Annotated in this window: 12 protein-coding genes; 10 read left to right on the top strand and 2 right to left on the bottom strand. The window is 68.6% G+C overall.

The window, feature by feature from the left end; all coding sequences use genetic code 11:
* Positions 1-49: 49 nt before the first annotated feature.
* From ACFYTS_RS12425 to ACFYTS_RS12405, 5 genes are all read left to right on the top strand, one after another.
* Positions 50-1,012: a 1-phosphofructokinase family hexose kinase gene (locus ACFYTS_RS12425; RefSeq protein ID WP_387303485.1), complete on the top strand. Its 963-nt coding sequence runs from the start codon at positions 50-52 to the stop codon at positions 1,010-1,012.
* Between the two features lie 34 nt (positions 1,013-1,046).
* Positions 1,047-1,679, top strand: coding sequence for a flavodoxin domain-containing protein (locus tag ACFYTS_RS12420; RefSeq protein ID WP_387303483.1), 633 nt, complete (start codon positions 1,047-1,049; stop codon positions 1,677-1,679).
* 118 nt (positions 1,680-1,797) lie between these two features.
* Positions 1,798-2,712, top strand: a complete 915-nt coding sequence (locus ACFYTS_RS12415) for a universal stress protein (RefSeq protein WP_387303481.1) — start codon at positions 1,798-1,800, stop codon at positions 2,710-2,712.
* A gap of 118 nt (positions 2,713-2,830) precedes the next feature.
* Complete coding sequence (locus ACFYTS_RS12410; RefSeq protein WP_387303478.1) at positions 2,831-3,718, top strand: ABC transporter ATP-binding protein; 888 nt, start codon at positions 2,831-2,833, stop codon at positions 3,716-3,718.
* Positions 3,718-4,512 carry an ABC transporter permease subunit gene (locus ACFYTS_RS12405; RefSeq protein WP_387303476.1) on the top strand — a complete coding sequence of 265 codons (795 nt, stop codon included), beginning with the start codon at positions 3,718-3,720 and terminating at the stop codon, positions 4,510-4,512. Before ACFYTS_RS12410 ends, ACFYTS_RS12405 begins: the two co-directional genes overlap by 1 nt.
* Positions 4,513-4,543: 31 nt before the next feature.
* Here the strand turns inward: ACFYTS_RS12405 and ACFYTS_RS12400 are convergent, their stop codons facing one another.
* Positions 4,544-5,545, bottom strand: coding sequence for a potassium channel protein (locus tag ACFYTS_RS12400; RefSeq protein WP_357283751.1), 1,002 nt, complete (start codon positions 5,543-5,545; stop codon positions 4,544-4,546).
* Positions 5,546-5,574: 29 nt separating this feature from the next.
* Positions 5,575-6,576, bottom strand: coding sequence for a zinc-binding alcohol dehydrogenase family protein (locus ACFYTS_RS12395; RefSeq protein ID WP_357284188.1), 1,002 nt, complete (start codon positions 6,574-6,576; stop codon positions 5,575-5,577).
* A gap of 421 nt (positions 6,577-6,997) precedes the next feature.
* Here ACFYTS_RS12395 and secY point away from each other — a divergent pair, with 421 nt between their 5' ends.
* The 5 genes from secY to ACFYTS_RS12370 are packed head-to-tail and all read left to right on the top strand — an operon-like array spanning position 6,998 to position 12,638.
* On the top strand, positions 6,998-8,317 hold the full coding sequence (gene secY, locus ACFYTS_RS12390) for a preprotein translocase subunit SecY (protein WP_387303473.1): 1,320 nt from the start codon (positions 6,998-7,000) through the stop codon (positions 8,315-8,317).
* A 14-nt stretch (positions 8,318-8,331) separates the two neighbouring features.
* Complete coding sequence (locus ACFYTS_RS12385) at positions 8,332-9,243, top strand: LuxR C-terminal-related transcriptional regulator (RefSeq protein WP_387303470.1); 912 nt, start codon at positions 8,332-8,334, stop codon at positions 9,241-9,243.
* 49 nt (positions 9,244-9,292) lie between these two features.
* Positions 9,293-10,699: a S41 family peptidase gene (locus ACFYTS_RS12380; RefSeq protein WP_387303467.1), complete on the top strand. Its 1,407-nt coding sequence runs from the start codon at positions 9,293-9,295 to the stop codon at positions 10,697-10,699.
* A 17-nt stretch (positions 10,700-10,716) separates the two neighbouring features.
* On the top strand, positions 10,717-11,988 hold the full coding sequence (locus ACFYTS_RS12375) for a sensor histidine kinase (protein ID WP_387303465.1): 1,272 nt from the start codon (positions 10,717-10,719) through the stop codon (positions 11,986-11,988).
* Complete coding sequence (locus tag ACFYTS_RS12370; RefSeq protein WP_387303462.1) at positions 11,979-12,638, top strand: response regulator; 660 nt, start codon at positions 11,979-11,981, stop codon at positions 12,636-12,638. Before ACFYTS_RS12375 ends, ACFYTS_RS12370 begins: the two co-directional genes overlap by 10 nt.
* The last annotated feature ends 1 nt before the right edge of the window (position 12,639 follow it).

Here is a 12,639-nt window from a genome sequence, read left to right as displayed (position 1 = left end):
AAATCAGCTGCGTCAGAACATTTCCCGCCGGTACCCGAGAAGGTGGCCAATGTCGATCGTGACGTTGACGATGAACCCGGCGATCGATATCGCCACCACCGCCGGGCACGTCGCGCCCACCGACAAGACCCGCTGCACCACACCGAGATTCGATCCCGGCGGAGGTGGAATCAATGTCGCCCGCACGATCGCCGCGCTGGAGGAGCCGGTGACCGCGATATTCCCGGCGGGCGGGCCTCCGGGCAGACTCCTCGAACAGCTGGTGCGCGACGCCGCGATCCCGATGCGGCCGATACCGGTCTCCGGTCACACCCGGGAGAGCTTCGCGGTGACCGCGGCGGACACCGGCGCGCAATACCGCTTCGTGCTGCCGGGCCCCCGGCTGACGGCGCCGGAGGTGCACCGCTGCCTGGCCGAAGTCGAGCGTGCCGCACAGGAGTGCCGGTACGTCGTCGCCAGCGGCAGTCTGCCGCCCGGAGTTCCGGTGACCTTCTATCAGAGCCTGGCCGACCTGTTGAAAGACCTCGGCGTTCCCCTGGTGCTCGACACGTCGGGGGCCGCGTTGCGCGCGGTCCGCCGCGGAGTGCACCTGATCAAGCCCAGTGTGCGCGAACTGGCCGACTACGCCGGGCGTCCGCTGCCGGACGACGAGTCCAGGATCGCCGCCGCGCGCGAACTCGTGGAACAGGGGGTCAGCGAGATCGTCGTGGTGTCCATGGGACCCGATGGCACCCTCGCGGTGACTCGCGACGACGCGCACTGGATCGCCTCGATCGAGGTCCCGGTGCGCAGTGGAATCGGCGCCGGTGACGCCCAGGTGAGCGGCATCGTGGTGGGCCTCGCGCGTGGCTACCCGCTCGATGCCGCCGTGCGCCTGGGAATCGCGGCCGCGACCGCCGCGCTCGTGACCCCGGGGACAGGGCCGGGTCGCCCGGACCGGATCGCCGAACTGTTCCACCAGCTGACCGCCCGGCCGGACGGTGGTCGAGGGCAGCTGGCAGTCCCGCTCTGAAGCACCATCTCGTACCGGAACAGGGGAATACACCATGAATGCCCGGATTTTGGTCGCGTACGCGACCCGCTACGGCGCGACCGAGGAGATCGCCGAATTCGTCGCGGTCAGACTGCGCGAATCGGGATTCGATGTCGATTGCCGCGCCATGCGCGAGGTGTCCTCGATCGACGACTACCGCGCCGTCATCGTGGGCGCGCCCTTCTACTACGGCCGCTGGCCGCGCCCGGCCCGCCGCTTCCTGAGCCGATTCGGCCCGGTGCTGGCGCATCGCGACGTCGCGGTCTTCGCGACCGGCCGGATCGAGCCGACCCGCCCAGAATCCGACGTCCGTCCCCAGTTGGACGCACTGCTGGACCGCTACACCTGGCTCACGCCCTTTTCCGCGGCGCTGTTCGGCGGCCGGTGGGATCCCGCGGCGCTGCGCGGACTCGACCGCTGGATGCGGAAACTACCCGGCTCTCCATTGCACGTGCTACCGGCCACCGATCTGCGGGACTGGGAGGCGATCGGCGCCTGGGCCACCCATGTGGCCGCCGCATTGCATGCCGGTGCGGCGCAGCCGAATCCGCCAGTCGCCGCGCCGCCGCGTACCTCTCGCGCCGGAGCGACGCTGGCCACCATCCGCAACTACCTCGCCGAGCAGCAGCTGCCACGGCGCCCCTGAGCGGCCGGGCTGCCCCGGAATCAGAGCCCGAGGGCCCGGACAGGCCGTGACCTTGGTCTCTGGGACCCGATCCGTGGCGGCGAGATGCTCGATACATCCATCGTGACCAGGAGGAATCATGCCGGACACCGCGACCCGCCGATCGGATTCGGACCCGTGGCCCATCGTGGTCGGGGTCGATGGCTCCCAAACCTCCTACCAGGCGGTCGCCTGGGCCGCCGTCGAGGCCGAATCGCGTGGATGGCCACTGCATATCGTCGTCGCGTACGGCGTCCAGTCGAGTCGTGAGCCCTGGACCGCCCACGGGATGGTCGAGCACGCGGCGGTGCGGGACGAGGCGCGGCGCGTGCTGGCCGAGGCCGTCCGGACCGCTCATCACGCCGCGCCGGAGGACACCATCGCCCTCACCACCGAAACCGTCGAAGAGCCGGCATTGGCGACGCTGATCGAACGATCCGAGCGGGCCCGAATGATCGTGGTGGGCAATCGCGGGCGCGGTGCGATCCGGCGGGCCGTACTCGGCTCGGTGAGCACCGGGCTGGCGCGCCGAGCGCACTGCCCGGTGGCCATCGTGCACGGAGAACCGGATTTCGGCCGCAGCACCCTGGACCGGTCGGTCGTCGTCGGCGTGGACGGCAGCGAGAACAGCCTGCCCGCCGTGCGGATGGCGTTCGAGGAGGCGTCGCTGCGCAAAGCCCCGCTGATCGCGGTGCATGCGTGGAGCGAAGTCAGCGGCTTCGATCTGGAAGTGGCCGGGTGGAACGCGATCCGGCAGCACGAGGACGTGCTACTGGCCGAGGCCCTCGCGGGATTCGCCGAGGAATTCCCGGACGTGCGGGTCGAACGGCACATCCGCTGCGACACCCCGGTCCGCACCCTGCTCGACTTCGCTGACGGCGCACAGCTTCTCGTGGTCGGCTCGCACGGCCGTGGCGGCTTCGATGCGATGGTGCTCGGTTCGGTGAGCACCGCCGTGCTGTACGCGGCCACCTGCCCGGTGCTCGTGGTCCGGTCCCAGTCGGCGACCCGATGACCAGCACAGACGCCTCGAGGTTCACCCGGCGCGAATTCCCGGAGGACCATCCCCACGGTTCGGCGCCGAGCGGCGTGCCGGTTCCGGCCCCCGTGGGGTGGCCCGGGCGGACCCGGCGATGATCGTGATGCGGGACCTGACCAAGTCCTACGGCCGCTCGCCTGCGCTGGCGGAGGTGAGCCTCGAGGTACCCGCCGGTGTGATTTTCGGCTACCTGGGACCCAACGGCGCGGGCAAGACGACGACCATTCGCATGCTGGTCGGACTGATGCGCCCCACCGGTGGCTCGATCACCGTGGCCGGAGCCGACGTCGTGCGCGAGCGGTCGAGGGCGCAGCGCCACATCGGTTATCTCCCAGGACAGTTCGTCGCCTACCCGGACCTGACCGCCCAGCAGTACCTGAACTACCTCGCCCGGTTGCGCGGCGGCGTCGAAGCCGCGGTGCTCGAGCGCCTCGTCGAGCGCATGGACCTCGACACCTCGGTGCGGATCGGCGCCATGTCGCACGGCAACCGGCAGAAGGTCGGCATCGTGCAGGCCTTCATGACCGAGCCGGACCTGCTGGTGCTCGACGAGCCGACGCAGGGCCTGGATCCGCTCATCCAGCGGGAGTTCCTGACGATGCTGCGTGAGGTCCGGGATTCCGGGCGCACGGTGTTCTTGTCCTCGCACGTGCTCTCGGAGGTGCAGGCGGTCGCGGACACGGTCGCGATCCTGCGTCACGGCCGGCTGGTGGAGGTGCGGTCGGTCGCCGAGCTGACCGCGCAGTCGCTGCGCCGGATCGATCTCACCTTCGCTGCGGCGCCACCGGATCCGGAGCCACTGCGGGCGGTGGACGGCGTCCGATCGGTCGAGCGCGGCGCCGGCCACGTGCTGCACATCGAGGTCGACGGGTCCACGGCGGAGCTGCTGAAGGTCGTCGCCCCGTACGGCGTGTCCGACATCGTCAGCCACGAACCCGACCTCGAGGACGTCTTCCTCACCTACTACGGACAGGATCGCTGATGTTCGCCACGGTGTATCAGAAGTGCCTGCGCGATCAACGTCGCGGGCTGATCGGCTGGAGTATCGGCATCGTGGCGCTGGTGCTGCTGGAATCGGCGCTGTGGCCGTCGATCTCACGCATCTCGGGCCTGAAGGAGATGCTGGACAGCTATCCGGAATCCCTGCGCAAGCTGTTCGCGATCGACGAATTCACCAGCGGCACCGGATTTCTCAATACCGAGCTGTACAGCATGATGCTGCCCATCCTGTTCCTGGTGTTCGCGATCTCGCGCGGCGCTCGCGCCATCGCGGGCGAGGAGGAATCCGGCACGCTGGAGGTGCTGCTGATCACCCGCGTGACGCCGATGCGCCTGCTGCTGGAGCAGAGCGCGGTGCTGCTGACCGGGCTCACCCTGCTCGGGACCGTCCTGTTCGCCGCCGTGATGGGCTGTTCCGCGGTATTCGGGATGCAGGTCGGCATCGGCGCGGCCGCGGCCGGCTCGGTCGCGATGATCGCGTTGGCCGCGCCGTTCGGAGGACTGGCCCTGGCGATCGGGGCGGCCACCGGGCGGCGGCGGCTGGCCCTCACGGGCGCGGGTGTCGCCGCCGTCGGCGCCTACGTACTGTTCGCGGCCTCGAGGATCGTGGAGGCGGTGCGGCCGTGGGGACCGTGGTCGCCGTTTCACCAGGCGCTCGCCGACGGCCCGATGGGCGGTGGGGTGCGCCTGGGTCATCTCTCCCTGATCGCGTCCGTGGTCGTGTTCCTGGCGGCGGCTGTGCCGGTGTTCACCCGCCGGGACATCTCGGCGGTGTGAGTGAGCCTGGACGGCCGGTTCGGTCGGGAGGTCACCTCGCCCCGTCTATGGCCCGGGTGCTGGTGCGGATCGAGTCGAGTTGCGGCTGGGTACCGAGCGCGATGAGAACGGTTCCGAGTCGAAGCCGGGTGTCGCCGTCGGGGTTCGCGACGAATCGGCCGTCGTCGGCTCGGAGGGCGAGGACGAGCGCGCCGCCACCGTGCCGGGGCACGGCGTCGGCGACAGTGCGGTCCAGCAGCGGCGAGTCGGGGCCGATCTCGATCTCCTCGATACGGAATTCGAGATTCTCGTCGTGCATGACCACGTCGAGGAATTCGGCGACATTGGGTTGCAGGGCGAAGGCGGCCATGCGGCGGCCGCCGATGAGCTGCGGGTTGACCGCGCGGTTGGCGCCCGCGCGCAGCAGCTTGGATTTGGAGCTCTCGGTGCGGGCGCGGGCGATGATGATGAGATCGGCGCGCAGGGCCCGGCTCGACAGGGTGACGTAGACATTGTCGGCGTCGCTGTCCAGGGCCGCGATGAGGGCCTGAGCGTGGCGGATGCCCGCGGCCTCGAGGACGGCGTCGTCGGTGACATCGCCCAGGATGTAGGGGAATTCGAGGTTCTCCAGGCGTTGCGGGTCGCGATCCACCACCACGATCTCCTTGCCGAGACCGCTGAGGTATTGCGCTGTCGAATGCCCGACACGGCCCCAGCCGCACACGATGACGTGTCCGCGCAGTCGTTCGATCCGGTTGTTCATGCGCCGCCGTTCCAGATGTTGGTGTACATGGCCTTCGATGAGTGCCTCGAGCAGGACACCGAACATATAGAACACGGTGCCCGCGCCGAACAGGATGAGCGCCATGGTGAATACCTGGCCGACGGGACCAAGCGGATGGACTTCGCGGAAGCCGACCGTCGTGATCGTGGTGACGGTTTGGTACAGCGCGTCGAGGTATCCGAAACCCAGTAAGCGGTAGCCGACCGTACCGACGGCTGTCACCAGCAGGAAGGCCGACAGAACGCGAATGACGCGGCGTAACAGGGTCACCCGTGCAGTGTGGCAGCACACGCGCCGGTTCAGGGAACCAGGACGGCCGCGCCCGCGAATCGCCCGTGCGCCAGATCCCGCAGTGCGCGATCGGCTTCCGCGAGCGGGTACGGGTGCGCGGTGACCTCCAGGCGATGCGCGCCCGCGAAGGCGAGGAACTCGCGCGAATCAGCGCGGGTGTTCGCGGTCACCGAGCGGATCTCGCGTTCCTGGAACAGATGTCGCTGATAGTTCAGCGACGGGATGTCGGAGAGGTGGATACCCGCGATGGAGAGGACGCCGCCACGATCGAGGGCCTCGAGCGCGGGCAACACCAGCTCGCCGACCGGCGCGAACAGTATCGCCGAATCCAGTTGTTCCGGAGGCGGTTCCACCGCTCCCTGCGCGGAGGTCGCTCCGAGCTCCAGCGCGAGCCGCTGCGCGGCGAAGTCACGGGTCATGACGTGCACCTGCGCGCCTTGGGCGAGGGCCACCTGCACCGCGAGGTGTGCGCTGCCGCCGAACCCGTAGATCCCCAGCCGCCCGCCCGGCGGGAGCGCGGCGCGCCGCAGCGCCCGGTAGCCGATGATCCCGGCGCACAGCAGGGGAGCGAGCTCGATATCGGCGTAGCCCGTCGGCAATGGCAGCGCGAAGTCGGCGGGAACCACCGCGTACTCGGCGTAGCCGCCGTCGGCATCCCAGCCGGTGTATCGCGAACGCGGGCACAGGTTCTCGTCGCCGCGGCGGCAGAACCGGCACCGCCCGCAGGTGTGCCGCAACCAGGCGATCCCCACCCGGTCACCGACGTGGAACTCGGTCCCGGCGTCGGGCCCGAGCGCGGTCACCACACCGACCACCTCGTGGCCCGGCACCACATCGGGTCGGTGCACGGCCAGGTCGCCCTCGGTCACGTGCAGATCGGTCCGGCACACCCCGCACGCGAGCACCCGCGCCTGCAATTCGCCCGGACCGGGCTCCGGCACAGGGATGCGCTCCGCCTTCAACGGCTCGCCGTCGATCCGGCCCGGTTTCCGCACCCGCCACGCTCGCATCGAGTTCATCGGATACCCCCTTCGGCGTCGACGGAGTCCCTTCATTGTGAACGTCGAAACCCGTTTGAAAAAGTTCGGTTCTTTTGAATCTTCAATCATGTCGAGGTCGCAGCCTCGAGCCTTGGATTTCGAAATGGATCCGAAATGCGCATGACCCCGCAAACTATTCCTTCGCGACGACTCGCTTTCGTGCGGGCAATGGGGCCCGTATGGCCACGGCAACGCTCGAGCCACGGAGGCGATAGAGGAGCGACGCCGCCCACCCGGACCGACCGTGCGCCGGGTGTTGCGGATCCCTCCATCGGGGGAGGCCGAATTCCTTCTCGCGGCCGAGGTGGGCGGGGGCGAATCTCCGTAGCGTCGAATATCTCCGGTGCCGGTCGATCATGCTGTCCCGCACCCCTATTCGTCAGGAGTGTGCGTGCTTTCCGCCTTCGTACCGGCTGTGCGGACCCCGGAATTGCGGCGGAAGATCGGGTTCACGCTGGGTCTGCTCGCGCTGTATCGCCTCGGTGCGGCGCTGCCGTCACCGGGTGTCGACTACGCGTCGGTCCGCAGCTGTATCGGACTCGTCTCCGGGGGTGAATCGGCCGGTATCTACCAGCTGATCGACCTGTTCTCCGGCGGCGCGATGCTGCAACTGTCGGTGTTCGCGATCGGCATCATGCCGTTCATCACCGCCGGCATCATCACCCAGCTGCTGACCGTCGTGATCCCGCGATTCGAGGATCTGCGCAAGGAGGGCCAATCCGGCCAAGCCAGGATCACGCAGTACACCCGGTATCTCGCGATGGCCCTGGCCGTCCTGCAGGCGACCACCTTGGTGGCACTGGCCGCCCGAGGGCAGCTGCTGCGCGGCTGCCCGCACGACATCCTGGCCGACACCTCCCTGTTCGGCATGATCATCATCGTGCTCGTGATGACCGCGGGCGCGGCTCTGGTCATGTGGTTCGGCGAACTGATTACCGAGCGCGGCATCGGGAACGGCATGTCGCTGTTGATCTTCACCGGTATCGCCGCCCGAATCCCGAGCCAGGGCACGTCGATTCTGCACAGCAAGGGTGCTCTGGTTCTCACTCTCGTCGGCGCCGCGATCCTGCTGCTGATCGTCGCCGTCATCTTCGTCGAGCAGGGCCAGCGCCGGATTCCGGTGCAGTACGCCAAGCGCGTGGTCGGCCGGAAGATGTACGGCGGTTCCTCGACCTATCTGCCGCTGAAGGTCAATCAGGCGGGTGTCATCCCGGTGATCTTCGCGTCCTCGCTGCTGTACCTGCCGAATCTGCTGGCGCAGCTGACCCAGAAGAGCACGGGCAATCCGGCCAAGTGGCAGGAGCTGATCCAGAAGTATCTGGTCAACCCGAGCAACCCGGTCTATGTGGCGATCTACTTCGCCCTGATCGTGTTCTTCACCTACTTCTACGTCGCGATCACCTTCGACCCGGAGGAGCGCGCGGACGAGATGAAGAAGTTCGGCGGCTTCATCCCGGGCTACCGGCCGGGCAAGCCGACCGCCGATTATCTGAACTATGTCCTGAGCCGGATCACCCTCCCCGGCTCCCTCTACATCGGCGCCGTCGCGGTCCTGCCGAACGTGTTGCTGCGCTTCGGCTCCGGCAGCCCGGCCCAGAGCCTCGCGTTCGGCGGCACGTCGGTGCTGATCGTGGTGAGTGTCGCCCTCGATACGGTCAAGCAGCTCGAGAGCCAGCTGATGAACAGGAACTATGCGGGATTCCTCCGCTGAAGCAGACTGTGCAGATGCCCACGACAACACCGATGTCCCCGCTGCTGCTGCGGCTGGTGTCCACGCTCGTGCTCGCGATCAGCGCCACCGTGCTGGCGGCGCCCAGCGCGCAGGCCGCCACCCCCGTCGCCGGTCGCAGTGCCGCGGTGGGCTCGGACCCGCTCGCCGCGGGCAGCGATATCGTTGCCGCGCGGCAGGATTCGACGATCTCGGTGCTGCTCGCCAACGATCAGATCATCTTCCGTTCGGGCCTGCGGTCGGTGATCGAATCCGAGGTGGATCTGCGATGCGTAGCGGAGGTCGGCGACGGTGCGGCCGCGATTCGCGACATGCGGCGGCTGCGACCCGATATCGCCATCCTCGATCTCGACATGCCCGGTCTCGACGACCCGGCCGCGATCGAGACGGTCGCCGACCTCGGCAGCGCGAGCCGCATTCTCACCCTCGCCACCGAGGACACCGATGAGAACCTCTACCGCGCACTACGCCTGGGCGCCAGCGGCTTCTTCTCCAAAGCGGTGCCGGCGGCGGACCTGGTCGCCGCCATCCGGGCCGCCGCGCACCGTGACGCACTGATCGACCCCCGCCGGACCAGCCGACTGATCACGCGCCTGACCCACGGCATCGAACCGTTCCCCGTTGCGCCCGAAATCGCCACGCTCACCCCGCGCGAGCATCAGGTCCTGGTGTTGATGGCCGAGGCCCGCACCAACCCCGAGATCTCCGCGGTCCTCGGCGTCGGCGAGCAGACCGTCAAAACCCATGTGTCCAACGTTCTCGCCAAGCTCGGTGTCCGTGACCGCGTGGAGGCGGTCGTCTACGCCCATACCCGCCGCATCGTCACCGGCAGCCCGTTCACCCCGACCTCGGGTGTCGGCGACGGCGCCGCCGGTGCGGGTCATCCTGACGGAGTAGTCGCGGATTAGCTCTGTGGAGGGATGCCGACGACCACGACGCGTTCGTAGCGTCGTCGCCATGAAGAACGGAATGCGCATCGCGGTAGGAGCGCTGGCGAGTGTCGCGCTGGTCGCGACCGGATCGGCCGGGGCGGGGATACCTACCGGTTCCGCCGACGGCGTGGCCGAGGGGGTCTGGCAGACCGACGGATACGGCACGATCGTCAGCGTGCGGGGAGATCGCCTGCAGTACTTCGACTCCACGGCGATCAGCTGCTCACCCGGTGTCCTCTCCGCCCGACAGAAGCCGGGCACGCCCGACACCTTCGTCGCCGACGACGGATCACGGCAGCTCACCCTGCGGCCGCGGGGACGGGATCAGGCGTCGCTGCGCTACGCCGGTGCGGTGGGAGACATCGAATTGCGCCGGCTCCCCGCGCTGCCCGAATCCTGCGCGCACCCGAACGGCGCGCAGGACCCGCGTACCGTCTTCGATGTCTTCTGGACCACGTTCGCCGAGAACTACCCGTTCTTCGTGGCGAAAGGGGTGGACTGGACATCGGTGCGCGACCGGTACCGGACCAAGATCGGCCCGAACACCACCGACGCCGAATTGTTCGGGTATCTGCGCGACATCCTGACGACCCTCGGCGACGCCCACACCGCGCTGCGTTCCGGCACCGAGGAATTCGCCAGACCCCTGCGGCCCGGCACCCGCCCGCTCGACGGGCTTCCCGCGTACCGGGCCTTCGATCAGCGGGTCCGCGCTCTCGTCGAGCAGCACGACATTCAGGGGCCGCTGCGGACCTGGGGGCAGGAGATCATCGGATACGCCGATCTCCCCGATGATGTCGGCTATCTCCGTCTCTCCGCGTTCGACGGTTACGCCGACGGCGGTTACGAAGCCAACGCCGCCGAACTGAACCGCGCTCTGGACGAGATCTTCACCGCGAGCCGCACGGCACGCCTGCGCGGCCTCGTGCTCGATGTCCGGCTGAATTTCGGCGGCTACGACGCGCTCGGCCTCGAGTTGGCCTCCCGCCTGACCGGCAACCCGTACATCGCCTACACCAAAGAGGCCCGCAACGATCCGGCCGACCCCACCCGCTTCGCGCGCTCGGAACCCTCCCGCGTGACGCCCCACGACGGCCCTCGATACACCGGCCCGATCGCCATGCTCACCAGCCCGCTCACCATCAGCGCGGGCGAGACGTTCACCCAGGCCATGACCGGTCGCGCCCCGGAACCCCATCGGGTCGGCGACGCCACGCAGGGCGCGTTCTCCGACTTCCTGTGGCGTACTCTGCCCAACGGGTGGACCTTCGCCCTGCCCAATGAGCGATTCGACAGCAGAGGAACGAGTTTCGACCTCACCGGTGTCCCTCCCCAGGATGTCATCGCCGCGACGCTCAGCGACGAGGAACTCGCCACAGGGCGCGACTCAGCCTTCGATGGAGCGCTCGAGCATCTTCGCGGCCGACGGTGAGCGCCGTGGTTCGCCGGGTGATCTGGACAACGTGGCGAGCGCTGTCCGGCGCGGCGGTGACCGGTACACCGGAACCCCCGGGCCTGTCGTCCCGCCGGTTCCTGGCGCTGCCCGGCGAAATTCGCCTCGACCTGGTCCAGTTCGGTGACTGTGTGCTGGCTTTCGTGTGTTTCGCCGGGGGAGTCGCCTACATGGAAGGCCCGGCCGCCGCGTCCGGGCTGGTCGATGCGCGCTATCTGGTGCTCGTCTCGCTGAGCTGTTCCCTGCCGCTGGTACTGCGCACCCGATGGCCCTTGGCCGCCTGGCGGTTCGCAGTGGCGGCCGTGCTCACCGGTGCGTGGATGGTCGGCGACTTTCTGCACCCGCCCTACACGCCCGGGGCGATCACGGTCGCCTTGCTGGTGACCTACTCCGCGGCGGTCCGTTGCGGTGGCGAGGTCACCGCGGGCGTATGGCTGATCTCGATCGGGGCGGCGGTACTCGTGGACACGAGGACCGCGCTGCCGGCCGCCGTCGCGCTGACGGTCGCGGTCCTGTTCGGCCACAATGTCCGGGCGCGTCGATTGGCCACCGGGAAACTGGCGAATGAGCAACGGCGCGCAGAGGACGCGCTGGCCGAGCAGGCTGTGCTGGGCGAACGAGCCAGAATCGCCCGCGAATTGCACGACGTTGTGGCGCACCATATCTCGGTGATCGCCATCCAAGCCGAGGCGGTTCCCCTGCAAGCCGAGGGCGATCCGGGCCGTTTGGCGGACGGACTGGCCGAGATCCGGGCGCTGTCGCTGCGGACGCTGGCGGAGATGCGTCAGGTCCTCGGGCTCCTGCGCGAGCACGGCGGTGTGGGCCCCAGCGCGCCACAGCCGGGTCTGCATCTGCTCGACGAACTGGCCGCCACCGCGACTCACGCCGGATTCGATGTCACCGTTGCCGTTTCGGGCGTCGAGCCGGGTTCCGCGTCCGAAATACTGGGCGATGTGCCCGCCACGGTCGGACTCACCGCGTACCGAATCCTGCAGGAGTCGGTCAGCAATGCGATGCGGCACGGGGCGGGAACCGCCATCGCCGTGGAATTGACGCACTCCGGCGACGGCCTACACCTGCGAGTCCGCAATCGAGTCGGCGGTTCGCGGTCACACCGGCCGGAGTTCTCCGGCACCTCGTGCGCGCACGGCCTGATCGGCATGCGAGAACGCGCCGCCATGCTCGGCGGCACCTTCCAGGCTGAGCGCATGGGTGACGAATTCGTGGTCACCGCAACGCTTCCGATCGAATCCGACGCATGCCGATGATTACCGTTCTTCTTGTCGACGACCAGGCCATGGTGCGGACCGGATTCACCACCTTCTTGAGCTCCCAGCCCGATATCGATGTCGTGGGTGAGGCGGCCGACGGCCGGCAGGCGGTCCGGCGGGCCGCCGAACTCGTGCCCGACGTCGTGCTGATGGACGTGCGAATGCCGGTGATGGACGGGCTCGAGGCGACGCGCGCGATCGTGTCCGCGTCCACGGACCCGCCGAAAGTCCTCGTCCTCACCACTTTCGACCTCGACGACTACGTCTACGCGGCGTTGCGGGCCGGTGCGAGCGGCTTCCTGTTGAAAGACGCTTCCGCCGAGCAGCTCGCCGAGGCGGTTCGGGTCATCGCTGCGGGCGACGCGCTCCTCGCCCCGTCGGTGACCCGGCGGCTGATCGCCGAATTCACCCGCCTCGGCCCGCGCCGCTCACATTCCGCCCCCGCCGATATCACCAACCGCGAAGCGGAGGTGCTCACCCTCGTCGCCGAAGGCTTGTCGAATCGGGAGATCGCCGCGCGCCTGGTGCTTTCCGAGCACACGGTCAAGACGCACGTGGCCCGGACCCTGACCAAGCTCGGTCTCCGTGACCGCGCCCAGATGATCGTCTACGCCTACGAAACCGGTCTGGTCCGTCCCGGTTGGTGAA

It is taken from the genome of Nocardia sp. NPDC004151, from assembly GCF_042874235.1.
GTDB lineage: Bacteria > Actinomycetota > Actinomycetes > Mycobacteriales > Mycobacteriaceae > Nocardia.
Note: the sequence above shows the minus strand (reverse complement) of the source record. Positions and strands in the feature narration are given on the sequence as shown.